The sequence below is a fragment of the Dryocola baronae genome (genome assembly GCF_051297175.1).
Classification (GTDB): domain Bacteria; phylum Pseudomonadota; class Gammaproteobacteria; order Enterobacterales; family Enterobacteriaceae; genus Dryocola.
Map to the genome: position 1 here is coordinate 1,533,297 of NZ_JBINNY010000001.1, position 26,036 is coordinate 1,559,332.

Here is a 26,036-nt window from a genome sequence, read left to right on the forward strand (position 1 = left end):
CATGCTGACTATGGCTACGATTCATGTAGACGGCAAAGAATATGAGGTTAACGGAGCGGACAACCTGCTAGAAGCTTGTCTCTCCTTAGGCCTTGATATTCCTTATTTTTGCTGGCACCCGGCGCTGGGCAGCGTCGGTGCTTGCCGCCAGTGTGCGGTGAAGCAATATCAAAACGCAGAAGATACCCGTGGCCGCCTGGTGATGTCCTGTATGACACCGGCCTCCGACGGTACGTTCATTTCTATTGATGACGGCGAAGCGAAGCAGTTCCGTGAAAGCGTTGTGGAATGGTTAATGACTAACCACCCACACGACTGCCCGGTCTGTGAAGAAGGCGGCAACTGCCACCTGCAGGATATGACGGTAATGACCGGTCATAGCTTCCGCCGCTATCGTTTCACCAAGCGTACCCACCGCAATCAGGACCTCGGCCCGTTCATCTCTCACGAAATGAACCGCTGTATCGCCTGTTACCGCTGCGTGCGCTACTACAAAGATTATGCAGACGGCACAGACCTGGGCGTTTACGGCGCTCACGACAACGTTTACTTCGGTCGCCCGGAAGACGGCACGCTGGAAAGCGAGTTCTCCGGCAACCTGGTAGAAATTTGCCCGACCGGCGTATTCACCGACAAAACCCACTCCGAGCGCTACAACCGTAAGTGGGATATGCAGTTTGCGCCAAGCATCTGCCAGCAGTGCAGCATCGGCTGTAACACCAGCCCAGGCGAGCGCTACGGTGAACTGCGTCGTATCGAAAACCGCTACAACGGTACCGTTAACCATTACTTCCTCTGTGACCGCGGTCGTTTCGGCTATGGCTATGTGAATCTGAAAGACCGTCCGCGTCAGCCGATTCAGCGTCGTGGCAACGATCTCATCACCCTGAACGCCGAACAGGCGATGCAGGGCGCGGCGGATATTCTGCGCCAGTCGAAGAAAGTGATCGGTATCGGCTCTCCGCGCGCCAGCGTAGAAAGCAACTTTGCGCTGCGCGAGCTGGTCGGTGCGGATAATTTCTATACCGGTATCGCGGCGGGCGAGCAGGCGCGTCTGCAGCTGATGCTTAAAGTGCTGAAAGAAAGCGGCGTTCACACGCCGGCCCTGCGCGAAATCGAATCCTACGATGCGGTGCTGATTCTGGGCGAAGACATTACCCAGACCGGCGCTCGCGTTGCGCTGTCGGTTCGCCAGGCGGTGAAAGGCAAAGCGCGTGAAATGGCGGCGGCACAGAAAGTTGCCGACTGGCAGATCGCCGCGATCCTCAACATCGGCCAGCACGCCAAGCATCCTCTGTTTGTTACCAACGTGGATAACACCCGCCTGGATGACATCGCGGCGTGGACCTACCGTGCGCCGGTCGAAGATCAGGCTCGCTTAGGCTTTGCGATTGCCAACGCGCTGGACAGCAACTCCCCGGCGGTTGAGCTGGATCGTGACCTGAAAAACAAAGTCGACGTGATCGTGCAGGCGCTGGCCGGTGCTAAAAAGCCGCTTATCATTTCCGGTACTAACGCCGGGAGCGAAGCGGTTATTCAGGCTGCGGCAAACGTTGCGAAAGCGCTGAAAGGCCGTGGTGCCGATGTCGGTATTACCATGGTTGCCCGCGCGGTGAACAGCGTAGGCCTCGGCATGATCGGCGGCGGCTCGCTTGAAGAAGCGCTCAGCGAACTGGAAACTGGCGCCGCTGACGCGGTCGTCGTACTGGAAAACGATCTGCACCGCCACGCTTCCGCGGCTCGCGTAGATGCAGCGTTAAGCAAAGCGCCGCTGGTATTGGTTATCGACCATCAGCGCACGGCGATCATGGACAAAGCCCACCTGGTGCTGTCCACCGCAAGCTTCGCTGAAAGCGACGGAACCGTCATCAACAACGAAGGCCGCGCCCAGCGCTTCTTCCAGGTTTATGACCCGGCGTACTACGACCACAACGTTGCGATGCTGGAAAGCTGGCGCTGGCTTCATTCTCTGCACAGCACCGTGCAAAGCCGCGAGGTGGACTGGACGCAGCTCGACCACGTTATCGACGCCTGCGTGAAGGCGCTTCCGCAGCTGGCCGGCATTAAAGACGCCGCGCCTGACGCAAGCTTCCGCATTCGCGGTCAGAAACTGGCCCGCTCCCCGAACCGCTCCAGCGGCCGTACGGCGATGCGCGCGAACATCAGCGTTCACGAACCGCGCCAGCCGCAGGACAAAGACACCATGTTTGCCTTCTCTATGGAAGGGAACAACAGCCCGCTGGCCGACCGTCAGCAGATCCCATTCGCATGGGCTCCGGGCTGGAACTCACCGCAGGCATGGAACAAGTTCCAGGCCGAAGTGGGCGGCCATCTGCGTCACGGCGATCCGGGCGTGCGCCTCATCGAGGCTTCCGAAACGGGATTGGACTTCTTCACCAGCGTGCCGGATTCCTTCCACGCCGAAGAGGGCAAATGGCGTATCGCGCCGTACTACCACCTGTTTGGTAGCGACGAGATGTCCCAGCGCTCTCCGGTCTTCCAGAGCCGCATGGTTGCGCCTTACATCACGCTGAACCCGGCCGATGCCGCGAAGCTTGGCGTTAACGCCGGTAGCCTGATTTCCTTTAGCTACGAAGGCCAGACGTTAAGTCTGCCGCTGCAGCTGTCCGAAGGTCTGGCGGCAGGGCAGGTGGGTCTGCCAATGGGTATGCCAGGTATTGCTCCTGTTCTGGCTGGTGCTCGTATTGAAAATCTGCAGGAGGCTGCGCAATGAGCTGGTTGACACCGGATGTTATCGACATTCTGCTAAGCATCCTCAAAGCGGTAGTGATCCTGTTAGTGGTCGTGACCTGCGGCGCGTTCATGAGCTTCGGTGAACGTCGTCTGCTTGGCCTGTTCCAGAACCGCTATGGGCCAAACCGCGTAGGCTGGGGCGGCTCGCTCCAGCTGGTGGCGGACATGATCAAGATGTTCTTTAAAGAGGACTGGGTGCCGCGCTTCTCGGATCGCGTGATCTTTACTCTTGCGCCAATGATCGCCTTCACCTCGCTGCTGCTGGCCTTCGCCATCGTGCCGGTCAGCCCGAGCTGGGTGGTTGCGGATCTGAACATCGGTATTCTGTTCTTCCTGATGATGGCAGGCCTTGCGGTTTACGCCGTGCTGTTCGCGGGCTGGTCAAGCAACAACAAATACTCCCTGCTGGGTGCGATGCGTGCTTCCGCGCAGACGCTCAGCTACGAAGTGTTCCTGGGGCTTTCCCTGATGGGCGTGGTTGCGCAGGCGGGGTCGTTCAATATGGGCGATATCGTCAACAACCAGGCGCACCTGTGGAACGTTATCCCGCAGTTCTTCGGCTTTATCACCTTTGCGATTGCAGGCGTTGCGGTTTGTCACCGTCACCCGTTTGACCAACCGGAAGCCGAGCAGGAATTGGCCGACGGTTATCACATCGAATATTCCGGTATGAAGTTCGGTCTGTTCTTCGTCGGGGAATATATCGGCATCGTCACCGTTTCTGCACTGATTGTGACGCTGTTCTTTGGTGGCTGGAATGGCCCGTGGTTACCACCGTTCATCTGGTTCGCGCTGAAAACCGCGTTCTTCATGATGATGTTCATTTTGATTCGCGCAGCGTTGCCTCGTCCTCGTTATGACCAGGTGATGTCCTTCGGCTGGAAAGTTTGCCTGCCGCTGACGCTTGTCAACTTGCTGGTGACCGCCGCGGTCATTCTCTATCAGGCACCATAAGGGGTGAAAAAACCATGACATTGAAAGAGTTAGTGGTTGGTTTCGGCACCCAGGTACGCAGTATCTGGATGATCGGTCTGCACGCTTTCGCCAAGCGCGAAACGCAGATGTATCCGGAAGAACCAGTGTATCTGCCGCCGCGCTACCGTGGCCGTATCGTGCTGACGCGCGACCCGGACGGCGAAGAGCGTTGCGTTGCCTGTAACCTGTGTGCGGTTGCCTGCCCGGTAGGCTGTATCTCTCTGCAAAAAGCAGAAACCAAAGACGGCCGCTGGTATCCGGAGTTCTTCCGCATCAACTTCTCACGCTGCATTTTCTGCGGCCTGTGCGAAGAGGCGTGTCCGACTACCGCAATCCAGCTTACCCCGGACTTTGAGCTTGGCGAGTTTAAGCGTCAGGATCTGGTTTACGAAAAAGAGGACCTGCTGATCTCCGGTCCGGGCAAATACCCGGAATATAACTTCTACCGGATGGCAGGTATGGCAATCGACGGCAAAGATAAGGGCGAAGCGGAAAACGAAGCCAAGCCTATCGACGTCAAAGGCCTGTTACCTTAAGGAGCAAGGCAATGGAATTCGCTTTTTATATCTGCGCCGTTGTGGCGGTGCTGACCACCCTTAGGGTGATCACTCACAGCAATCCGGTGCACGCCTTGCTGTATCTGATCATCTCTTTGCTGGCGATCGCCGGGGTGTTCTTCTCCCTGGGCGCTTATTTCGCCGGCGCGCTGGAGATTATCGTTTACGCCGGGGCCATCATGGTGCTGTTCGTCTTCGTGGTCATGATGCTCAACCTTGGTAACTCCGTGGTGCAGCAGGAACGCGAGTGGCTCAAACCACAGCTGTGGATTGGCCCGGGCGTGCTGTCTGCGATTCTGCTGGTGGTGCTGGTTTACGCTATTCGCACCATTAACGACCAGGGCATCGACGGTACGGCTATCGACGCGAAACAGGTCGGCATCGCCCTGTTTGGTCCTTACGTTCTGGCCGTCGAGCTGGCGTCCATGCTGCTGCTGGCGGGCCTGGTTGTCGCCTTCCACCTCGGTCGTGAAGACCGCGCGGGCGAAGTGCTGAGCAACCGTCAGGCGGACATGGCTACAAAAAGAAAACCGGAGGAGCACGTATGATCCCGTTGCAACATGGACTCATTCTCGCCGCGATATTATTCGTGCTGGGACTGACGGGTCTGGTTATCCGTCGCAACCTGCTTTTCATGCTGATCAGTCTGGAAATCATGATTAACGCCGCGGCGCTCGCTTTTGTGGTCGCCGGCAGCTATTGGGGCCAGGCCGACGGTCAGGTGATGTATATCCTCGCGATTAGCCTCGCCGCAGCTGAAGCCAGTATTGGCCTTGCGCTGCTGCTGCAGCTTCATCGTCGTCGCCAGAACCTGAATATCGATTCAGTAAGTGAGATGCGTGGATGAACCTTCTCTGGTTAACCATTCTTTTGCCATTTATTGGCTTTGTATTGTTGGCATTTTCTCGTGGCCGCTGGTCGGAAAACGTTTCTGCCACGGTGGGTATTGGCTCAATCGGTCTTGCCGCGCTGGTCACCGCCATTGCGGGCGTTGATTTCTTTAACAACGGCCAGCAGGCGTTTGTTCAGCCGCTGTGGACCTGGATGTCGGTCGGCGATTTCAATATCGGCTTCAACCTGGTGCTGGACGGCCTGTCGCTGACCATGCTGTCAGTGGTCACCGGCGTAGGTTTCCTCATCCACATGTATGCCTCCTGGTATATGCGTGGCGAGGAGGGCTATTCTCGCTTCTTCGCTTACACCAACCTGTTTATCGCAAGCATGGTTGTGCTGGTGTTGGGCGATAACCTGCTGCTGATGTACCTCGGTTGGGAAGGCGTGGGCCTGTGCTCCTATCTGCTGATCGGCTTCTACTACACCGATCCGAAGAACGGTGCGGCGGCCATGAAAGCCTTCGTCGTGACCCGCGTGGGCGACGTGTTCCTCGCTTTCGCGCTGTTCATCCTCTACAACGAGCTTGGCACGCTGAACTTCCGCGAAATGGTTGAGCTGGCTCCGCAGCACTTTGCCGAAGGCAATGAAATGCTGAAGTGGGCGACGCTGATGCTGTTGGGCGGTGCGGTAGGTAAATCTGCACAGCTTCCGCTGCAAACGTGGCTTGCCGATGCGATGGCGGGTCCAACGCCGGTTTCCGCGCTGATCCACGCCGCGACCATGGTTACCGCGGGCGTCTACCTGATAGCCCGTACTCACGGCCTGTTCCTGATGACGCCTGAAGTGCTGCATCTGGTCGGCATCGTGGGCGCGGTGACGCTGGTGATGGCAGGCTTTGCCGCGCTGGTGCAAACCGATATCAAACGTGTGCTGGCTTACTCCACCATGAGCCAGATTGGCTACATGTTCCTGGCGCTCGGCGTGCAGGCGTGGGATGCGGCTATCTTCCACCTGATGACGCACGCCTTCTTCAAAGCGCTGCTGTTCCTGTCGTCCGGCTCGGTGATTCTGGCCTGCCACCATGAACAAAACATCTTCAAAATGGGCGGTCTGCGTAAGTCGATTCCGCTGGTGTATGCCTGCTTCCTGGTTGGGGGCGCGGCGCTGTCAGCCCTGCCGCTGATTACCGCAGGCTTCTTCAGTAAGGACGAAATCCTCGCCGGTGCGATGGCGAACGGTCATATCAACCTGATGGTTGCCGGTCTGGTCGGTGCGTTTATGACCTCGCTGTACACCTTCCGTATGATCTTCATCGTCTTCCACGGCAAAGAGCAGATTCACGCTCACGCGGTTAAAGGCATTACTCACCACCTGCCGCTGATCGTGCTGCTGGTGCTGTCCACCTTCGTTGGCGCAATGATCGTTCCGCCGCTGGCGGGCGTGCTGCCGGAAACCACCGAGCTTGCGCACGGTAGCGTTCTGACGCTTGAGATTACCTCGGGCGTGGTGGCTATCGCCGGTATTCTGATTGCCGCCTGGCTGTGGCTCGGTAAACGCACGCTGGTTACCGCTATCGCCAACAGCGCGCCGGGCCGTTTCTTCGGTACCTGGTGGTTCCATGCCTGGGGCTTCGACTGGCTGTACGACAAAGTGTTCGTTAAGCCATTCCTCGGCATTGCCTGGCTGCTTAAGCGCGATCCGCTGAACGCGTTGATGAACATTCCGGCAGTGCTTTCCCGCTTCGCAGGCCGTGGTCTGCTGCTCAGCGAGAACGGCTATCTGCGCTGGTATGTGGCATCCATGAGCATCGGTGCCGTCGTGGTGCTCGGCCTGCTGCTGGTGTTGCGCTAACGCGGAATTGAACGCCTCTCCCGTAGGGCGGGTAAACGCAGTGCCACCCGCCACTTTTGGTGGATGATGCTAACGCTTATCCACCCTACGAAGGAAGGGCAAGTGAGTGATGTTTTGGTTTATTTTGACTTAGGGACACAAATGCCATGCTATTACCCTGGCTAATATTAATCCCCTTTATTGGCGGCTTCTTCTGCTGGCAAACCGAACGCTTCGGCGTGAAAGTGCCGCGTTGGATCGCGCTGGTGACCATGGGGCTGACTCTGGCACTTTCGCTGCAACTGTGGTTGCAGGGTGGCTACTCTCTGACGCAGGCCGCAGGCTTGCCGCAGTGGCAGTCTGAATTTGTCCTGCCGTGGATCCCACGTTTCGGCATTGAAATCCACCTCGCGCTGGATGGCCTGTCGCTGCTGATGGTCGTACTGACCGGCCTGCTCGGCGTACTGGCGGTGCTGTGTTCCTGGAATGAAATTGAAAAGTATCAGGGCTTCTTCCACTTAAACTTGATGTGGATCCTCGGTGGCGTTATCGGCGTGTTCCTTGCCATCGACATGTTCCTGTTCTTCTTCTTCTGGGAAATGATGCTGGTGCCGATGTACTTCCTGATTGCGCTGTGGGGCCACAAAGCCTCCGATGGGAAGACGCGTATCACCGCCGCCACCAAGTTCTTCATCTATACCCAGGCAAGCGGCCTGGTGATGCTGATTGCCATCCTCGGCCTGGTGTTTGTGCACTACAACGCGACCGGCGTGTGGACGTTTAACTACGAGCTGCTGCTGAAAACGCCGATGTCCCACGGCGTCCAATGGCTGCTGATGTTGGGCTTCTTTATCGCGTTTGCGGTGAAAATGCCGGTGGTTCCGCTACACGGCTGGCTGCCGGATGCGCACTCTCAGGCGCCAACGGCGGGTTCCGTTGACCTCGCGGGGATCTTGCTGAAAACCGCCGCTTACGGCCTGCTGCGTTTCTCGCTGCCGCTGTTCCCGGAAGCTTCCGCTGAATTTGCCCCCATTGCCATGTGGCTGGGCGTTATCGGCATCTTCTACGGCGCGTGGATGGCCTTCGCGCAGACCGACATCAAGCGTCTGATTGCCTATACCTCCGTTTCCCACATGGGCTTCGTGCTGATTGCGATTTACACCGGCAACCAGCTGGCTTACCAGGGCGCGGTTATTCAGATGATTGCTCACGGCCTTTCCGCTGCGGGTATGTTCATCATCTGTGGTCAGCTCTACGAGCGCCTGCACACCCGTGACATGCGCCTGATGGGCGGCCTGTGGAATAAAATTAAATGGTTGCCGGGTCTGTCGATGTTCTTTGCTGTGGCAACCCTTGGGATGCCGGGCACCGGTAACTTCGTTGGCGAATTCATGATCCTGTTCGGCAGCTTCCACGTGGTGCCGGTTATCACCGTGATTTCGACCTTCGGTCTGGTGTTTGCCTCCGTTTACTCTCTGGCGATGCTGCATCGCGCTTACTTCGGTAAAGCGAAAAGCGAAATCAGCGATAAGCAACTGCCGGGAATGTCGCTGCGCGAGTTCTTTATCATCCTGTTGCTGGTGGTGCTGTTAGTCCTGCTGGGCTTCTATCCGCAGCCAATTCTGGATACCTCGCACGCTGCGATGAGTAACGTTCAGCAGTGGTTTACCAGTTCAATTCCAACTACAAGGCCGTAATTCGCCATGACTATAACTCCTCAACATTTGATCGCGCTGCTGCCGCTGTTGATCGTCGGATTGACGGTGGTGGTTGTGATGCTCTCCATAGCGTGGCGACGCGACCATTTTGTTAATGCAACACTTTCCGTAATTGGCCTTAACGCCGCTCTCGTCTCCCTGTGGTTCGTGGGGCAGGCGGGCGCAATGGACGTCACTCCGCTGATGCGCGTCGACGGCTACGCCATGCTCTATACCGGCCTGGTGCTGTTGGCAAGCCTCGCAACCTGCACCTTCGCCTACCCATGGTTGCAGGGTTACACCGACAACCGCGAAGAGTTCTACCTGCTGGTGCTGATTGCCGCCCTGGGCGGCATTCTGCTGGCGAACGCTAACCACCTGGCCGCGCTGTTCCTCGGCATTGAATTGATTTCACTGCCGCTGTTTGGCCTGATTGGCTACGCCTTCCGTCAGAAGCGCTCGCTTGAAGCCAGCATCAAATACACCATCCTGTCCGCCGCAGCCTCTTCCTTCCTGCTGTTCGGTATGGCGCTGGTGTATGCGGAATCCGGCAGCCTGTCGTTTGTTAGCCTCGGCAAGAGCCTTGCGGACAACATGCTGCACGAGCCGCTGCTGCTCGCGGGCCTTGGCCTGATGATTGTTGGCCTGGGCTTCAAGCTGTCGCTGGTGCCGTTCCACCTGTGGACGCCAGACGTTTACCAGGGCGCGCCTGCTCCGGTTTCCACCTTCCTGGCAACCGCCAGCAAAATCGCCATCTTTGGCGTGGTGATGCGTCTGTTCCTCTACGCGCCGGTGGGCGATAGCGAAGCGGTTCGCGTGGTGCTGGGCATTATTGCCTTCGCCTCGATCCTCTTCGGTAACCTGATGGCGCTGAGCCAGACCAACATCAAACGCCTGCTCGGTTACTCCTCCATCGCGCACCTTGGCTACCTGATGGTGGCGCTGATCGCTTTGCAAAGCGGCAGCATGTCGATGGAATCCGTGGGCGTTTACCTGGCAGGCTACCTGTTCAGCAGCCTCGGCGCGTTCGGCGTGGTCAGCCTGATGTCCAGCCCGTACCGTGGCCCGGATGCAGATTCCCTGTACTCTTATCGTGGCCTGTTCTGGCACAAGCCGGTTCTGTCTGCGGTAATGACGGTGATGATGCTTTCCCTGGCGGGTATTCCAATGACGCTGGGCTTCATCGGTAAGTTCTACATCATCGCAGTGGGCGTTCAGGCGCACCTGTGGTGGCTGACCGGCGCGGTTGTGCTGGGCAGCGCCATCGGCCTCTACTACTACCTGCGCGTCACCGTGAGCCTGTATCTGAGTGCGCCTCAGCAGCTCAACCGCGATACCCCAACCAACTGGGCGTTCACCGCGGGCGGCGTCGTGGTGCTGATTTCCGCCGTGCTGGTTCTGCTGTTGGGCGTTTATCCTCAGCCGCTGATCGACCTGGTACAGCTCGCGAAACCGCTGATGTAAGCTGAATCGAAGTCCGTAAAAACCGTCGCTAGTCGACGGTTTTTTTATGGACGCTAGAAAACTATCGCCGTCTTTTGTAGGGTGGCTAATTATCTATCTTTGGCGGATGGCGCTTCGTTTACCGCCCTACGAATGCGCATTTTGTAGGGTGGCTAAGCGATAGCGCCATCCACCGCACCTAAACAGGAAACCTTCATCATGATTAACTGGCAGGACCTGCACCATTCTGAACTGAGCGTTACCGACCTGTACGCGCTGCTCGCTCTGCGCTGCGCCGTATTTGTAGTGGAACAACACTGCCCCTATCAGGATATCGACGGCGACGACCTGGTGGGGGAAAACCGCCATCTGCTCGGCTGGCGCGACGGCAGGCTGGTGGCGTATGCTCGAATCCTCAAAAGCGAAAACGAATTCGAGCCGGTAACCATCGGGCGCGTGATTATTGACTCCAGCGCGCGGGGTGAAAAGCTTGGCTATCAGCTCATGGAACAGGCGATGGCCTCCTGCCAGCGACACTGGCCGGAAACCGCCGTCTACCTTGGCGCACAGGCGCACCTGCAGGCGTTTTACGCGCATTTTGGCTTCCACACGGTGACCGACGTCTATGATGAGGACGGCATCCCGCACGTCGGGATGGCAAACCGCTAGCCGCAGCCTTTCGGCAAAGCGACAGGCGAAAATGACCGCCGTTGTCTATAGTTAGCGGACGAGCAAATAAGTTTTCCTTTCGCGAAAATGACACGGAGAAAAAGAATGCCACAGTTCGAATCCCGTCTTGATGACGATCTTGCCCTGCTTAGTGAAACGCTTGAGGAAGTTCTGCGTTCTTCCGGCGATCCGGCGGATCAAAAGTACATAGAGCTTAAAGCCCGTGCTGAGCAGGCGCTGAACGAAGTTAAAGCGCGCGTCAGCCACGCGTCCGATAACTACTACTATCGCGCCAAACATGCCGTGTATCGCGCTGACGATTACGTGCACGAAAAACCCTGGCAGGGCATTGGCGTCGGTGCGGCCGCAGGGCTGGTGCTGGGGCTGCTGTTAGCCCGACGCTAGGCGAGGCGCTGGCGCACATTCCCGTGCGCCAGATAAATTGAAATCTTACCCATTGGGTGGGATTTTTTTTTATCGCCATGTCCACGTATAATCGAGGGCTTTTCGGGGATATGAGGTATACGTGAATTCAGTAACCGTCGCGCTGCAACAGCTCAAGCTGGCATTGACAGAAGAATTTACGGATGGCCCCGGCCTCAAGCGCCTGTGCGTGGACGTTTCCCTGAGCGATGACTCCGACGCACTTGCCTGGCTTGCCTGCCAGCACGTCTACCCGCAGTTTTACTGGCAGCAGCGCGATGGCGATGATGAAGTCGCCGCCCTTGGCGCGCTGCGCCAGTTTTCCTCCCTCGCCGATGCCCAAAGCTTCCTTGATGCCCATGCTTCCACGCCGTCGCTGCGTATCTGGGGTCTTAACGCCTTTGACCCAGCGCAGGGCTACCTGTTTTTATCGCGTCTTGAATGGCGGCGCAAAGGAGGCGAGGCCTGCCTTTGGCTGCATCTCTACAGCGAAACGTCGCTGCGGGAAGACGCTCGCCGTGCGGCGGCCTTTTTGGAACAAATCCTGCCCGCTAAACCTCTGCTACCGCTGCATCTCCAGTGCTTGAGCGAACGCCATCAGCCGGGGCAGGACGAATGGCATCAGCTCATTGGCAAAGCAACGGAGGCGATTAGCAGCGGCGAGTTGGATAAAGTGGTGCTTGCCCGCGCTACGGATCTGCATTTTTCAACGGTGGTTTCCGCCGCGGCATTCATGGCCGCCAGCCGCCGGGTGAACTTTAGCTGTTACCACTTCCTGATGGTTTTTGACGCGCACAGCGCATTTTTGGGTTCAAGCCCGGAACGCCTGTGGCGGCGCATCGACTCTGCGCTGCGCACGGAAGCGCTTGCGGGCACCGTAGCGAACCACGTTGAAGACCATCACGCCTGGTCTTTAGGCCAATGGTTGCTAAAAGATGACAAAAATCAGCGCGAAAATATGCTGGTTGTGGAAGATATCTGCCAGCGTTTGCAGCAGAAGGTCGGCGTGCTGGATATCCTGCCTCCGCAGGTGGTTCGCCTGCGCAAGGTGCAGCATCTGCGGCGCTGTATCTGGACCGAGCTGGCCAAGGCCGACGACGCCGTATGTCTTGAACAGCTACAGCCAACGGCGGCGGTAGCTGGGCTGCCGCGCGAACCGGCGAAATCATTCATAAAGGACTTTGAACCGTTCGAACGTGAATGGTACGCAGGATCGGCGGGCTACCTGTCCCGCCATCAAACCGAATTTTGCGTTGCCCTGCGTTCGGCCAAAGTCACCAATGCCACCGTCAGGCTTTACGCCGGGGCGGGCATCGTCGCTGGTTCTGACGCCGAGCAGGAATGGCAGGAAATAGAAAATAAAGCCGCAGGATTGCGCACCTTGCTGACCAAATCAGCCTTCTGAATGAAACATTACCGATTCATATCAAAATATTCATTCCAGCAATAATTATAATGAGTCAGCAAAATTGACTCCGGACAAGAACATGTCGATAAGCTCCTTTAACCGCCGTTGGGCACAAGTCATCCTTGAAGCGCTGACCCGCCACGGCGTGCGCCACGTCTGCATTGCGCCAGGCTCGCGCTCCACGCCGCTGACCTTAACGGCCGCTGAGAATTCGGCATTTATCTGCCACACCCATTTTGACGAGCGCGGCCTCGGACATCTTGCGCTGGGCCTTGCGAAAGCCAGCGGTGAACCCGTTGCGGTGATCGTCACCTCCGGTACGGCGGTGGCAAACCTTTATCCCGCGCTAATTGAAGCGGGGCTGACCGGCGAAAAGCTCATTCTCTTAACGGCTGATCGCCCGCCGGAGCTTATCGACTGCGGCGCAAACCAGGCGATTCGCCAGCCGGGCATGTTCGGCAGCCATCCGACCGTGAGCGTCAATTTACCTCGCCCAACGCAGGACATCCCGGCGCGCTGGCTGGTTTCAACCATCGATAGCGCGCTCGGCCAGCAGTTCAGCGGCGGGCTGCATATCAACTGTCCGTTCGCCGAGCCGCTCTACGGCGCGCCGGACGACACCGGTATCAGCTGGCAAAAAGAGCTGGGCGACTGGTGGAACAGCGAAAAACCCTGGCTGCGCGAAGTTTACGGGCGAGAAATCGTCAAACAGCGCGACTGGTTCTTCTGGCGGCAGAAGCGCGGCGTCGTCGTGGCCGGGCGCATGAGCGCGGAAGAGGGCGAACGCGTCGCGGCCTGGGCGAAAATGCTCGGCTGGCCGCTGATTGGCGACGTGCTGTCGCAGACCGGGCAGCCGTTACCCTGCGCCGATCTGTGGCTGAGCAACAGCCAGGCGACGACCGAGCTTGCGCGCGCGCAAATAATCATCCAGTTCGGCAGCAGCCTGACGGGCAAACGCGTCCTGCAATGGCAGGCGACCTGCGCGCCGGAAGAGTACTGGCTGGTCGATCCGCTTCCCGGCAGGCTTGATCCGGCGAACCACCGTGGACGCCGCCTGTCGTGCAACATCGGCGACTGGCTGGATCTGCATCCGGCGGAGAAACGCCCTGCCTGGGCGGAAAAGCTGGAGCCGCTGGCTCGCCACGCGCAGGATATCGTTGCGCTTGGCACCGCCCAATTTGGCGAAGCGCAGGTTGCGGCGCGCCTGCCGGAACTGCTGCCGGAAGCGGGGCAGCTCTTCGTGGGCAATAGCCTGGTGGTGCGGCTGGTGGATGCCTTTGCTCAAATGCCCGCAGGCTATCCGGTTTACGGCAATCGCGGTGCCAGCGGCATTGACGGATTGCTGTCAACGTCCGCAGGCGTTCAGCGCGCAACGGCTCGTTCGACGCTTGCCGTCGTTGGCGATCTTTCCGCGCTTTATGACATGAACTCGCTGGCGCTGCTTCGCCAGGTTTCCGCTCCCTTCGTGCTGCTGATCGTTAACAATAACGGCGGGCAGATATTCTCGCTGCTGCCGACGCCTGCCGAGGAGCGCGAACGCTTTTACTGTATGCCGCAGGACGTGAACTTTGCCCACGCGGCGGCGATGTTCAGCCTGACGTATTACAACCCCGGCACCTGGAACGAGCTGCAGGACATCGTTTCCCGCGCCTGGCAGTGGCCGCAGGCGACCATCATCGAGATCACCGTCCCGGAAACGGAAGGCGCGCAGACGCTGCAAAACCTGCTTGCCCAGGTAAGCCAGGCATGATGCTGCACGCCGTTGCAATGCCGGGCCGCAGGGCGGATTTGCCCTGCCTGGTCTGGCTGCACGGTTTCCTCGGCTGCGAGCGGGAGTGGGCAGCGTTTAACGATGCCTTTGCTAACTGGCCGCAGCTGCGCGTGGATCTGCCGGGACACGGCGGCTCCGCAGACATTCAGGTGGACGGGTTCGCGGCGGTGGATAAACTGCTGCGCCACACGCTACTTAGTTACAACATACTCAACTACTGGCTGGTGGGGTATTCGCTCGGCGGGCGCGTGGCGATGTATCATGCCTGTCAGGGTGAAAATACCGGGCTGGCCGGGCTTATCGTTGAAGGTGGCAATCCAGGTTTGGCGAACGTCGAGGCACGTCTTGCGCGGCGGGCTTCCGACCATGCCTGGGCGCAGCGCCTGCGCGAACTGCCGATTCACGATGTGCTCCGCTCCTGGTATCAGCAGCCGGTGTTTGCATCTTTATCACAGGCACAGCGTGACGAGCTGGTTGCCCAACGCGGCCAGAACGACCCAATGTCGCTTGCCATGATGCTTGAGGCCACCTCGCTCGGCGCGCAGCCCGGTCTGCAAGCGTGCCTGCGCCATCTCGGCGTTCCTTTTCACTATATTTGTGGTGAGCGGGATGAAAAATTCCGCGCCTTGGCCCAGGGCCTGCACCTTACACCGCATCTCATTCCCGCTGCCGGGCATAACGCACACAGGGAAAATCCCGCGGCGTTTTGCGCCTGCCTGCTCACTTTATTGCGTCAATCTATTGAGGACACACCATGATTTATCCTGATGAACAAATGCTTTACGCCCCGGTTGAGTGGCAGGACTGCTCGGAAGGTTACACCGATATTCGCTACCACAAATCTACCGACGGCATTGCGAAAATCACCATCAACCGCCCGGAAGTGCGCAACGCGTTCCGCCCGCTGACCGTGAAAGAGATGATCGACGCGCTGGCCGACGCGCGCTATGACGACAACATCGGCGTCATCATCTTGACCGGCGAAGGCGACAAAGCCTTCTGCGCGGGAGGCGATCAGAAAGTGCGCGGCGACTACGGCGGCTACCAGGACGCAAGCGGCGTGCATCATCTGAACGTGTTGGACTTCCAGCGCCAGATCCGCACCTGTCCTAAGCCTGTGGTAGCAATGGTTGCCGGTTTCTCCATCGGCGGCGGCCACGTGCTGCACATGATGTGCGACCTGACGATTGCGGCGGAAAACGCGGTATTCGGCCAGACCGGCCCAAAGGTCGGCTCCTTCGACGGCGGCTGGGGCGCGTCCTACATGGCCCGTATCGTTGGGCAGAAAAAAGCGCGCGAAATCTGGTTCCTGTGCCGCCAGTACGACGCGAAAGAAGCGCTGGATATGGGGCTGGTGAATACCGTTGTGCCAAACGCCGAGCTTGAAAAAGAAACCGTGCGCTGGTGCCGTGAAATGCTGCAAAACAGCCCGATGGCGCTGCGCTGCCTGAAGGCCGCGCTGAACGCGGACTGCGACGGCCAGGCCGGTCTGCAGGAGCTGGCGGGCAACGCCACCATGCTGTTCTACATGACCGAAGAAGGTCAGGAAGGGCGCAACGCGTTCAACCAGAAACGCCAGCCAGACTTCAGCAAATTCAAACGGAACCCGTAATGCGAAGCGTAGGGCTGTGGCGCTTTCAGGTGCCGATGGATGCCGGAGTAGTGCTGCGCGAGCGGCGTCTGAAAACGCGCGACGGCCTGCTGGTTCGCCTCACGCAGGGCGAAAAAGAAGGCTGGGGTGAAATATCACCTTTGCCGGGCTTTAGCCAGGAATCCGTCGACGAGGCGCAGGCCGTGGCGATGGAATGGCTGGCGGCCTGGCAGTTCGATGCGAATGTTGTCCTGCCGGAAATGCCATCGGTCGCGTTCGGCCTGAGCTGCGCGCTGGCGGAAATCAGCGGCGAGCTGCCGGCGGCGGCCGATTACCGCGCGGCCCCGCTGTGTACCGGCGACCCCGACGAGCTGTTTGCCATGCTGCAAGCGATTCCCGGTGAAAAGGTCGCGAAGGTTAAGGTCGGCCTGTACGAGGCGGTGCGCGACGGCATGGTGGTAAACCTGCTGCTCGAAGCGATGCCCGATCTGCGCCTGCGCCTCGACGCCAACCGTGGCTGGACGCCGCTTAAGGCGCAGCAGTTCGCGAAATATGTGAATCCGCAGTGGCGCGAACGCATCGCCTTTATCGAAGAGCCCTGCAAAACCCGCGAGCAGTCGCGAGAGTTTTCCAGGGAAACGGGGATTGCCATCGCCTGGGATGAAAGCCTGCGCGAGCCGGACTTCACCTTTGAAGCAGAGCCAGGCCTGAGGGCCGTGGTGATTAAGCCGACGCTAACCGGCAGCCTCACCAAAGTGCGCGAGCAGGTCGCAACCGCGCATAGCCTTGGGTTGAGCGCGGTCATCAGTTCGTCGATTGAATCCAGCCTTGGGCTGACGCAGCTGGCGCGCATCGCCGCGTGGCTGACGCCGCAGACTATTCCAGGCCTCGATACGCTCTCGCTGATGCAGGCTCAGCTAGTGCGCACCTGGCCCAACAGCCCGCTGCCGTGCTGGCCCGTCGAACGGCTTGAGCGGCTGCTGTGAGTTTTAACGATGGAATTTAACGACTGGCCGTGGCGTCACTGGGCGAAACGGCGTGGGAACAGCATCGCGCTGTATCTCGCGGACGAAACGCTGGGCTGGACAACGCTTTGTGAGCGCATCGATGCCCTGGCTGGCGGCTTTCGCCAGCAGGGCGTGAAAGAGGGCGACGGCGTTGCGCTGCGGGCCAAAAATAGCCCGCAGGCGCTGCTGGCTTGGCTCGCGCTCCTGCAGTGCGGAGCGCGGGTGCTGCCTCTAAATCCCCAGCTTCCCGATGCGCTGCTCGAAGAGCTGCTGCCGGGGCTGACCATCGGCTTCGGCCTGGCTTTCGGCTCTGAGCCTGCCGTACCGGGGATGCCTGCGCTACGTTTGCAGGATGGGGGGCCGTGGAGCGCCGAATGGCTGCCGCAGCGTCTTGCTTCCATGACCTTAACCTCCGGCTCCACCGGTTTACCCAAAGCGGCGGTGCATACCTGCGCGGCCCATCTTGCCAGCGCGGCGGGCGTGCTTTCGTTGATGGATTACGCCGGGGACGACCGCTGGCTGCTTTCTCTGCCGCTGTTTCACGTTTCCGGCCAGGGGATTCTCTGGCGCTGGCTGCTGGCGGGCGGCGGGCTGGTAGTGCGGCCCCTGCATCCGCTTGCTGATGCACTGAAAGACTGCACCCATGCCTCGCTGGTACCCACCCAGCTGTGGCGTCTGCTGGAGCAAAACCGGCCGCTGGCGCTGCGCGAGGTGCTGCTCGGCGGCGCTGCGATTCCGGTCGAGCTGACGCAGCAGGCGGAGGCCCGGGGCGTGCGCTGCTGGTGCGGTTACGGGCTGACGGAACTGGCCTCGACGGTGTGCGCCAAACGCGCCGACGGCGAGCCGGACGTGGGCGAAGCCCTGTCGGGCCGCGAGGTGAAAATCGTCGATGATGAAGTGTGGATCCGTGCCGAAAGCCTGGCAAGCGGCTACTGGCGCGAAGGCTGCCTCGTACCCTTGGTCAACGATGAAGGTTGGTTCACAACCCGAGATCGGGGCGAATTAAAGGGCGGGCGGCTAACGATTATTGGCCGCCTCGACAACCTGTTTTTCAGCGGCGGAGAAGGCATTCAGCCGGAAGAGGTCGAGCGGGCTATCGTTGCGCATCCTGCCGTCAAACAGGCGTTTGTTGTGCCGGTTGCCGACGCCGAATTTGGCCATCGCCCGGTTGCGGTAATTGATGCGGTAGAGGATTTCGACGTGTCGGAGCTGGAAGGCTGGATGCTGGGGAAAGTCGCTCGCTTTCAGCAGCCGATTCGCTGGCTACGTCTACCCGAGTGCGTCAGGCAGGGCGGGATTAAGATTTCACGAAAAGCATTACAGGAATGGGTTGCGGGGAGCTAGCTCCCCGCGAGGGTCTTACTTCACTTCTTTCAACGCTTTCAGCGCGTTGGCAACGCCCGCGCCGTACTCAGGATGAACCTGATTGAACAGGCCAATCTGGCGTTCCTGAATAAACTCCGGCACGTCTTTCATATCGCCCGCGATACGTTGGAACATGCGCTGATGCTCCTCTTCGCTCAGCAGGTTATACAGCGCGCGCGGCTGGCTGAAGTAGTCGGTATCTTCACGGTGGTTCCAGTGGTCCGCCGCGCCTTCGAGGCTTAACGGCGGCTCGCTGAAATCAGGCTGCTCCTGGAAGACGCTAAAGCTGTTTGGCTCATAGGTTGGGCCGTTGCCGCTGTTGCCATCAATGCGCATCGCGCCGTCGCGATGGTAGTTGTGGAACGGGCATTTTGGCGCGTTCACCGGGATCTGATGGTGGTTGACGCCTAAACGATAGCGGTGCGCATCGCCGTAGGAGAACAGACGGCCCTGCAGCATGCGGTCAGGGGAGAAGCCAATGCCCGGCACGACGTTCGCCGGAGACATCGCGACCTGTTCAACGTCTGCGAAGTAGTTATCCGGGTTGCGGTTAAGCTCCAGCTCGCCCACTTCAATCAGCGGATAGTCGCCGTGCGGCCAGACTTTGGTCAGGTCGAACGGGTTGTAAGGCGTTTTCGACGCGTCGGCTTCCGGCATCACCTGAACGTAGAACTTCCAGCGTGGGAAATCGCCGTTTTCGATGGCGTCGAACAGATCGCGCTGGGAGCTTTCACGGTCGTTAGCAATAATCGCAGCCGCTTCGTCATCCATCAGGTTGGCGATTTCCTGCTGGGTTTTCAGGTGGAACTTCACCCAGAAGCGCTGGTTGTCGTGGTTGATAAAGCTGAAGGTGTGGCTACCAAATCCGTGAATATGACGATACGAGCGCGGCAGGCCACGGTCGCTGAAGTCAATGGTCAGCTGGTGCAGCGCTTCCGGCAGGTGGGAGAAGAAATCCCATTTGTAGGTCGCGTTGCGCAGGTTGGTGCGCGGGTCGCGCTTCACTACGTGGTTCAGATCCGGGAATTTCAGCGGGTCGCGCAGATAGAACACCGGGGTGTTGTTGCCGACCAAATCCCAGTTACCTTCTTCGGTATAGAATTTCATCGAGAAGCCGCGAATATCGCGTTCTGCGTCAGCGGCACCGCGCTCGCCCGCAACGGTCGAGAAACGAATAAACAGATCGGTTTTTTTGCCGACTTCGGAGAACAGTTTTGCGCGGGTAAACGGGGTAATATCGTGGGTGACGGTGAAGGTGCCGAACGCGCCGGAACCCTTGGCGTGCATGCGGCGCTCTGGGATCACTTCGCGATCGAAGTGTGCCAGTTTTTCAAGGAACCAGACGTCCTGTAACAGCATTGGGCCGCGTGGGCCTGCGGTAGCGACATTGTTATTATGCGCGACAGGGCAGCCTGCGGCGGTGGTTAATCCTTTCTTGCTCATCTTTGTCTCCATGTAAAGGGAAATATCAGGCATAACTGCGTGATTAAAACTGTGTTTATTCTTCAGCAGACCATGCCCTGAGCGCAATGTGGCACTTTCTATCACTGCTATTCCTTGATCCTGTCGCGTTTTTGCCGATCATTTTCATTTTCTTACAATAGAATGGCTATTAGCATTTTCTAACACATTGATTACATGAATCCGGGCGGTACAATCGGCCTCTTTTGTGGGTTATCGATTTTATTTATCTCAGGAAGCATGGAATGAACAAATTACTCATGGCGGGCGTCGCGGGCCTGGCGCTGGTATCAGCGGCAGCCAATGCCATCAGCATTAACGGTGAAGCGGGCGAAAAATACACCAACGTTGGCGTAGGTTTTGGCACCGACACCAGCGGTCTGGCGGTTAGCGGCAACTATGCGCACAACGATGACAACGGCGATGTTGTCGGCCTTGGCCTGGGCTTAAACGTGCCGCTGGGCCCGTTTATGGCAACCGTCGGCGGTAAAGGTCTGTACCTGAATCCGAAAAGTAGCGAAGAGGGTTATGCGGTAGCGGTCGGCGGCGGTCTGAAATGGCCTATCAGCGACAGTTTCTCCGTGTTCGGCGACTACTATTACTCCCCGGATTCCCTGTCCAGCGGCGTGAAAGACTACCAGGAAGCTAGCGCGGGCGCGCGTTGGACCATCATGCGTCCCATCACCGTCGAAGCCGGTTACCGCTATATTGGCCTGGCAGGCAAAGACGGCGATCGCGACAGTGCCGTTGCCGACGGCCCGTATGTTGGCGTAAGCGCAGGTTTCTAAGCTATTTAGGGCTACCGCGTTCTGCCGTGGCCCTTCATTTCTCCGCTCATCTTTCCGCGCCTGGGGTATAGTGAATCGTTATCTTCCCGCGGAGTAAAACGATGATAAAAGTGGAAATGCTCTCAACCGGCGACGAAGTGCTGTACGGTCAAATCATTGACACCAACGCAGCCTGGCTTGCCGATTACTTTTTTAACCAAGGTTTACCCATGTCGCGCCGTAACACGGTGGGCGACAGTCTTGAAGATTTGATCGCGGTGCTCAAAGAGCGCAGCGAACACGCCGATATTCTTATCGTCAACGGCGGCCTTGGGCCAACCAGCGACGATTTAAGCGCGCTGGCGGCGGCGCGTGCCGCGGGCGTTGAGCTTGTTGAGCACCGGGAATGGCTGCGCCACATGGAGCAGTTTTTCTCCGAGCGCGGGCGCGTTATGGCCCCCAGCAACCGCAAGCAGGCGCTGATTCCCGCGGGCAGCGAAATGGTCGACAACCCGGTCGGCACGGCCTGCGGATTCGCCATGCAGTTAAACCGCTGCCTGATGTTTTTCACCCCCGGCGTTCCCTCCGAATTCAAAGAAATGATCGACAGGCAAATCATGCCGCGACTTCGCGAACGCTTTACGCTGCCCGAGCCGCCGGTATGCCTGCGCCTGACGACGTTTGGCCGCTCGGAAAGCGAACTTGCCCAAAAGCTTGAGCCGCTGGCGCTGCCGGAAGGCGCGGTGATGGGCTACCGTTCGTCGATGCCGATAATCGAGCTGAAGCTGACCGGGCCTGCCAGCCTGCGTCGGGAAATGGAGGCCGTATGGCCGCAGGTGCAGAACGTTGCGGGTGAAAGCGCGATTTTTGAAGGGACGGAAGGGCTGCCCGCCCAGCTTGCCACGCGCCTGAAGTCGCAGGCGGTGCGTCTTGCCGTGAGCGAGCAGTTCACCGCAGGGCTGCTGTGCCTGCAGCTCGCCAGCGCCGATGCGCCTTTGGGCAATAGCAGCGTGCTGGCACCGGTTTCAGAAACGCTCGCAGAGGTCACGCAGCGGGCTAAAGACCTGGCGGAGCAAAGCGGCTGCGGGCTGTCGCTGGTTGTTGGCTCCCTGCACGACGAGCATCTGAACTTCGCTCTTCATACGCCGACCTGCACGCACGGGCTGCGCGTCAGGTTTAACGTCAACCGCCACGGGCTGCGAACCCGCCAGGAAGTTTGCGCCATGATGGCGCTAAACATGCTGCGGCGCTGGCTCAACGGCTGGGATGTTGCCGCCGAGCACGGCTGGATCAACGTCGTCGAGGCGATCGAGGTCTGACCGTTAGGCGAGCGCCCGTGCCAGCAGGGTAATCGGGTGCTCGCAATTTTTGCTGGTGGACATTTCGATCTGCCATTTACAGGTTTCGCAGTCCGTCACCACCAGATCCACGCCGCTGGCCTCGATCTGCTCGAAAAGCGGCGCGCCGATGCTTTGCGACGTGCCGTAATTCTCCTTCTTGAAGCCGTAGGTGCCCGCGATGCCGCAGCACTGGGATTCAAGCAACACCAGCTCCACGCCCGGCAGGCGACGCAGCAGATCCAGCGTGTACAGCGACCAGCCCATTTTCTCCATGTGACACGGCGTGTGGTAGGCGATGCGCATCGGGCGGGCCTTCAGCTTCAGCTCGCGCCCCGCCTCGAGCTGCTTCCAGATAAACCGGGTTGCCAGTTCGATATGGTCGCGCATCGGACGCGTATCGACGTCCAGCACGTGCGGATATTCGTCGCGCAGGGTAAACGTGCAGGTTGACGAGGTGGCGATGACCGGCAGGTTGCGCTCCAGCACGGCCTTGCGCAGCGATTCGGCGTTGATGCCAGCCTGTTTCTTCGCTTTCTCAATGAAGCCGTTAGCGATCAGCGGAACGCCGCAGCATTTCTCGCGGTCGAGCAGCTGCACGCCGAACCCCAGCGCATTCATCACGCTCACCAGGTCTTTACCGAGCTGCGCGTGGTTGTAGTTCACATAGCAGCCGTGGAAAAACGCCACCTGCTCCGCATAGTTTTTCTGCTGCGCGGCCTGTTTGCGATACCACTGGCGGAAGGTGCCGGAGGAATATTTCGGCAGCTCGCGGTGGCTATCGATGCGCAGCGTTTTATCCAGCAGGGCGCGCACCGGTTTAAGGGAGGTGGCGGTATTGACCAGCGGAGCAAACGGCGTGGAAAGCGTGCCCATCAGGTCCGTGTGGCTTAGGATCGCATCGCGCAGGTTAAATCCAGGTTTCGCGAAGCGTGCCTTAGCGCGCTGAATGATATCGCCAATTTTGACGTCCGACGGGCACGCCACCTCACAGCGTTTGCAATTGGTGCAATATTTTAGCGCGTCGTCATACAGCGCGGCATCCTTCAGCCGCAGGCGCTCGCCGTCCGGGCCGGACTGTTTCGGGCCGGGGTAATCCGGGTTTACGCGGCTGACCGGGCATACCGTGGTGCAGACCGTGCATTTAATGCATTTTTCAAAACTGGTTTCATCGAGCAGGCTCATGGGCGGGCCTCCTGAGCGGCAAGGATTTGCTGGGCCACGTGTAGCGCGCCAGTTATCGACACGCCGGCACCGCATCCCTGCTGGAGCGGGTCAAACCCGGCCAGCACCGATCCGATGGCATAAAGATTGTTAACTGACCGCCCGCCGATGAGCGGGTGGAAATGTTCGTCTACTGCAACGCCCGCCTGGAGATAGGGCTGCGGGCTGAAAAAGTCCTCGCGGCACCAGTCCGCGCGCGCGGCGGGGGCGAGAACGTCCAGCCCGAAAACCGGCTCGCGAATTCCGGCGAACTTCGCCTCAAGGCCGCTGCTGAAAAAGCTGCCGCTGGCAAGAATCACGCGATCGGCTCGAAGCGGCACGTCGCCGTGGTTGCGGGTGAATATCGCCTTGACCCAGTGCTCGCTGATGTCCGCCTTGAGCACGGCATCACCGGGCATGATTAGCCCGCCGAGCCGTTGAAAACGGCGGCGGAGCTGGTTGTACAGCCGCATGCCGAGCACCGACGGCGGCAGCGTTGGCAACAGGCGAAGCGGGCAGGGCAGCCTGCTGCTTATCGCCTGGAAGGCCTGCGAGTCGTCGCTGCCCATGCAGGCGGGCAGGAACAGGGCGTCGGTATCTTCGGCGAGCGGTATTAGCTCGGCAACCAACAGGCGCTGCTGTTCAGGTTTGTCCAGCACGCGGGCAATGTTGGCCGCCCGGAACTCGCTCGGGTTATTGCGCAGCACGTCCAGCTCGGGCAGCGTAAGCTCGGCGGTTTTTACCTTGATATCAAGTTCCGTAAGCGAACCGGCGACCAGCTCCGGCTGGAAATCCAAAAATCCCGCGATGCCGACGACGGTGATGCGCTTCCAGGGCAGCGGCGCAACGGGGATTTCCGCCGGGCTGAGCCACGTTGGCCGCCGCGTGCCGAGCGGGGTAATTCGCTGGTGATTTTGCTGGCAGCTGCCCTGAAGGTTCACCAGGCATCGCTCAAGCAGCGCCTCGCCTTCGACCGCATAACGCAGGACATTCTGCGCGCCCATCAGGCTGTATGGGTGCTGCGGCGCCTGCTGTGCCAGGGCTTCGAGCGCTTTCAAAGGTTGTTCAACGGGCGTCCCGTCGGGCAGTTCAGCCAGCAAATCCAGCGAGCCGGACGAGAAGTGCAGCGCGCTTTGCCCGCGGCTAACAATGGCGCAGCGCAGGCCCGCTTCCGCCAGGCGGATACCGCACGTCAGGCCAGCCAGTCCGCCGCCGATGATCAAGCTGTCGAATTTCATTGGGTGGCTCCTTTTTTCAGCCCGCACAGCCCCTGGTAAACCCAGGCGGTGAATTCGCTTTCCCGCAGGGCGTCGTCCCAGGCGATGGGCCGAATGCCTTTCCAGCGCTCGTTGAGAAACGCCGAAAGCTGGTCCAGCGAGCGGGCGGGCGTAGACGTTCCAAAACGCTGTAACAGCCCGGCGGCTCGGCAGGCGCACAGTTCGCCCTGGCAGGTGCCCATGCCAACGCGGGTCCGGCGGCGCAGATCGCCAAGGTTTTTTACCGCGAGGCTGTCGACGGCGTAGCGCACTTCCCCTGCGGTAACCGCTTCACATTCGCAGACCAGGCTGTTGCTGAGCCGATCGCCCGCCAGCAGCCGGTCGGCGCGGTCACCGTGTCGCCAGACGGCGGAGCGGCGGATGGTCGGCGGCAGAGAAATCACTTTGCGAATTGTCTCTTCCGCCGAGTTTTCAGAACCCGGAAGCGGCGTGGCGGCGGTGGTGCAGGGTTGATTGTTGCCGAGCTTTTCACAAACGGCGTTGGTCGCCCATTCGGCCATCAGACGGTAGGTCATCAGCTTGCCGCCGGTAATGGTGATAAAGCCTTCCATGCCGTCGCGCTTCGCGTGATCCAGCAGCACGATGCCCCGGCTGACGCTGCGCCCGGAGGGATCGTCATCGCTCGCCACCAGCGGGCGCACGCCCGCATAGGCGCGCAGGATGCGGGTGGAGGCAAGCTTCGGCGCAAGCTTGGCACCTTCGCGGATCAGGATGTCCACTTCCTGCGGCGTGACGCGCATATCGTCAATGCGATCGTAATCGATATGGGTGGAGGTGGTGCCGATCAGCGAAATAGTGTCGCCTGGCACGAGGATATCCGCATCGGCAGGCTTGCGGCAGCGGTTGATGACCATGTTATTAATGCGGTGGCCGAGGATCAGCAGCGACCCTTTGGCCGGGAACATGCGCACGCTCAAATCCGCATATTCGGCGATGCGCTGCCCCCAGATCCCCGCGGCGTTGACCACTACGCTGGCATATAAATCGTGATGCTCATGAGTCTGGTGGTTGAAGACCCGCACGCCGGTTACCCGGTCGCCGCTGCGTATCAGGCCGGTGACCTCCTGCCCGGTCAGAATTTCCGCGCCGTGTTCCCTGGCATCAAGCATGTTGGCCGCCGTCAGGCGAAACGGATCGACCGTCCCGTCGGGTACGCGAACGGCACCGATAAGCTGTGGGTTAGCGGCGGGCTCGATGCGCAGCGCTTCGTGAGGATCGAGCCGCTGGGCGTTAATTCCGGCACTTTTACAGGCGGCGATAAACGTGCTCTGGAGGGCTAAGTCGTCTTCGGGGAGGGTGATAAACAGGCCGTCGGTACGTTCGATGCAGTGGCGGGCGATGCGCTTCAGGATGCGGTTTTCTTCAATACATTCCCTGGCCGATTCACCGTCGGTCATTGCATAGCGAGCGCCGCTGTGCAGCAATCCGTGGTTGCGGCCCGTCGCCCCGGTGGCGATGTCGTGTCTTTCGAGCAGCAGCGCGCGCAGCCCCCGCCGGGCGCAGTCGCGGGCAATTCCCGCACCGGTTGCGCCGCCGCCGATAATAATGACATCCCGTTCTTTGCTTCCCGTCGACATGCTCTTCTCCTGAAAGAAACCCGTTGATCGCTATTCAGCCACAGAATGAATTATCAATGTTTGATATCGAGCAAATTCGAGCATAAATCG

Annotated in this window: 22 protein-coding genes; 18 read left to right on the forward strand and 4 right to left on the reverse strand. The window is 59.4% G+C overall.

The features are described 5' to 3' along the window. The first annotated feature begins 10 nt into the window (after window positions 1-10). The 16 genes from nuoG to menE all read left to right on the forward strand — a co-directional run bounded on the left by nuoG (window position 11) and on the right by menE (window position 18,303). On the forward strand, window positions 11-2,734 hold the full coding sequence (gene nuoG / locus ACSPHG_RS07245) for an NADH-quinone oxidoreductase subunit NuoG (protein ID WP_435952818.1): 2,724 nt from the start codon (window positions 11-13) through the stop codon (window positions 2,732-2,734). After that, window positions 2,731-3,708, forward strand: a complete 978-nt coding sequence (gene nuoH / locus ACSPHG_RS07250) for an NADH-quinone oxidoreductase subunit NuoH (RefSeq protein WP_435945703.1) — start codon at window positions 2,731-2,733, stop codon at window positions 3,706-3,708. Before nuoG ends, nuoH begins: the two co-directional genes overlap by 4 nt. 14 nt (window positions 3,709-3,722) lie before the next feature. Then, window positions 3,723-4,265 (forward strand): NADH-quinone oxidoreductase subunit NuoI, encoded by a 543-nt coding sequence (nuoI, locus tag ACSPHG_RS07255; protein ID WP_202303082.1) that lies wholly within the window; start codon window positions 3,723-3,725, stop codon window positions 4,263-4,265. 11 nt (window positions 4,266-4,276) lie between these two features. Further along, a complete protein-coding gene (nuoJ, locus tag ACSPHG_RS07260) occupies window positions 4,277-4,834 on the forward strand; it encodes an NADH-quinone oxidoreductase subunit J (RefSeq protein ID WP_435952819.1) in 558 nt (185 codons plus the stop codon). Continuing rightward, on the forward strand, window positions 4,831-5,133 hold the full coding sequence (gene nuoK, locus ACSPHG_RS07265; RefSeq protein WP_121268556.1) for an NADH-quinone oxidoreductase subunit NuoK: 303 nt from the start codon (window positions 4,831-4,833) through the stop codon (window positions 5,131-5,133). The genes nuoJ and nuoK overlap by 4 nt, the downstream gene beginning before the upstream one ends. Beyond that, window positions 5,130-6,971, forward strand: coding sequence for an NADH-quinone oxidoreductase subunit L (nuoL, locus tag ACSPHG_RS07270; RefSeq protein ID WP_435952820.1), 1,842 nt, complete (start codon window positions 5,130-5,132; stop codon window positions 6,969-6,971). Before nuoK ends, nuoL begins: the two co-directional genes overlap by 4 nt. 146 nt (window positions 6,972-7,117) lie before the next feature. Further along, window positions 7,118-8,647 carry an NADH-quinone oxidoreductase subunit M gene (gene nuoM / locus ACSPHG_RS07275; protein ID WP_435952821.1) on the forward strand — a complete coding sequence of 510 codons (1,530 nt, stop codon included), beginning with the start codon at window positions 7,118-7,120 and terminating at the stop codon, window positions 8,645-8,647. A 6-nt stretch (window positions 8,648-8,653) separates the two neighbouring features. Continuing rightward, window positions 8,654-10,111 carry an NADH-quinone oxidoreductase subunit NuoN gene (gene nuoN, locus ACSPHG_RS07280; RefSeq protein ID WP_435952822.1) on the forward strand — a complete coding sequence of 486 codons (1,458 nt, stop codon included), beginning with the start codon at window positions 8,654-8,656 and terminating at the stop codon, window positions 10,109-10,111. Window positions 10,112-10,309: 198 nt separating this feature from the next. Continuing rightward, window positions 10,310-10,759: a GNAT family N-acetyltransferase gene (locus ACSPHG_RS07285; RefSeq protein ID WP_435952823.1), complete on the forward strand. Its 450-nt coding sequence runs from the start codon at window positions 10,310-10,312 to the stop codon at window positions 10,757-10,759. Window positions 10,760-10,864: 105 nt separating this feature from the next. Beyond that, on the forward strand, window positions 10,865-11,164 hold the full coding sequence (gene elaB, locus ACSPHG_RS07290) for a stress response protein ElaB (protein ID WP_435952824.1): 300 nt from the start codon (window positions 10,865-10,867) through the stop codon (window positions 11,162-11,164). Window positions 11,165-11,285: 121 nt separating this feature from the next. Next, complete coding sequence (menF, locus tag ACSPHG_RS07295; RefSeq protein ID WP_435952825.1) at window positions 11,286-12,587, forward strand: isochorismate synthase MenF; 1,302 nt, start codon at window positions 11,286-11,288, stop codon at window positions 12,585-12,587. A gap of 82 nt (window positions 12,588-12,669) precedes the next feature. Next, window positions 12,670-14,340 (forward strand): 2-succinyl-5-enolpyruvyl-6-hydroxy-3-cyclohexene-1-carboxylic-acid synthase, encoded by a 1,671-nt coding sequence (gene menD / locus ACSPHG_RS07300; RefSeq protein ID WP_435952826.1) that lies wholly within the window; start codon window positions 12,670-12,672, stop codon window positions 14,338-14,340. After that, window positions 14,340-15,119, forward strand: coding sequence for a 2-succinyl-6-hydroxy-2,4-cyclohexadiene-1-carboxylate synthase (gene menH, locus ACSPHG_RS07305; RefSeq protein ID WP_435955964.1), 780 nt, complete (start codon window positions 14,340-14,342; stop codon window positions 15,117-15,119). The genes menD and menH overlap by 1 nt, the downstream gene beginning before the upstream one ends. Further along, window positions 15,116-15,973 carry a 1,4-dihydroxy-2-naphthoyl-CoA synthase gene (menB, locus tag ACSPHG_RS07310; protein ID WP_435952827.1) on the forward strand — a complete coding sequence of 286 codons (858 nt, stop codon included), beginning with the start codon at window positions 15,116-15,118 and terminating at the stop codon, window positions 15,971-15,973. Before menH ends, menB begins: the two co-directional genes overlap by 4 nt. Then, window positions 15,973-16,938 carry an o-succinylbenzoate synthase gene (gene menC / locus ACSPHG_RS07315; RefSeq protein ID WP_435952828.1) on the forward strand — a complete coding sequence of 322 codons (966 nt, stop codon included), beginning with the start codon at window positions 15,973-15,975 and terminating at the stop codon, window positions 16,936-16,938. The genes menB and menC overlap by 1 nt, the downstream gene beginning before the upstream one ends. Before the next feature lie 9 nt (window positions 16,939-16,947). Next, complete coding sequence (gene menE, locus ACSPHG_RS07320; RefSeq protein WP_435952829.1) at window positions 16,948-18,303, forward strand: o-succinylbenzoate--CoA ligase; 1,356 nt, start codon at window positions 16,948-16,950, stop codon at window positions 18,301-18,303. A gap of 15 nt (window positions 18,304-18,318) precedes the next feature. Here menE and katA read toward each other — a convergent pair whose 3' ends face one another. Beyond that, a complete protein-coding gene (gene katA / locus ACSPHG_RS07325) occupies window positions 18,319-19,767 on the reverse strand; it encodes a catalase KatA (protein ID WP_435952830.1) in 1,449 nt (482 codons plus the stop codon). 263 nt (window positions 19,768-20,030) lie between these two features. On the opposite strand from katA, the gene ACSPHG_RS07330 reads away from it, so the two are divergent. Both ACSPHG_RS07330 and ACSPHG_RS07335 read left to right on the forward strand, forming a co-directional pair. After that, a complete protein-coding gene (locus ACSPHG_RS07330) occupies window positions 20,031-20,573 on the forward strand; it encodes a YfaZ family outer membrane protein (RefSeq protein ID WP_435952831.1) in 543 nt (180 codons plus the stop codon). A 101-nt stretch (window positions 20,574-20,674) separates the two neighbouring features. Beyond that, window positions 20,675-21,871, forward strand: a complete 1,197-nt coding sequence (locus ACSPHG_RS07335) for a nicotinamide mononucleotide deamidase-related protein YfaY (protein WP_435952832.1) — start codon at window positions 20,675-20,677, stop codon at window positions 21,869-21,871. A gap of 3 nt (window positions 21,872-21,874) precedes the next feature. Here ACSPHG_RS07335 and glpC read toward each other — a convergent pair whose 3' ends face one another. Genes glpC through glpA form a run of 3 tightly spaced genes read right to left on the reverse strand, consistent with a single transcriptional unit; the run spans window position 21,875 to window position 25,946 of the window. Further along, the gene (gene glpC / locus ACSPHG_RS07340) at window positions 21,875-23,074 is read right to left on the reverse strand and encodes an anaerobic glycerol-3-phosphate dehydrogenase subunit GlpC (protein ID WP_435952833.1); all 1,200 of its coding nucleotides are present in this window, start codon (window positions 23,072-23,074) and stop codon (window positions 21,875-21,877) included. After that, window positions 23,071-24,330 carry a glycerol-3-phosphate dehydrogenase subunit GlpB gene (gene glpB, locus ACSPHG_RS07345; protein ID WP_435952834.1) on the reverse strand — a complete coding sequence of 420 codons (1,260 nt, stop codon included), beginning with the start codon at window positions 24,328-24,330 and terminating at the stop codon, window positions 23,071-23,073. The genes glpC and glpB overlap by 4 nt, the downstream gene beginning before the upstream one ends. After that, complete coding sequence (gene glpA, locus ACSPHG_RS07350; RefSeq protein WP_435952835.1) at window positions 24,327-25,946, reverse strand: anaerobic glycerol-3-phosphate dehydrogenase subunit A; 1,620 nt, start codon at window positions 25,944-25,946, stop codon at window positions 24,327-24,329. The genes glpB and glpA overlap by 4 nt, the downstream gene beginning before the upstream one ends. Between the last annotated feature and the right edge of the window lie 90 nt (window positions 25,947-26,036).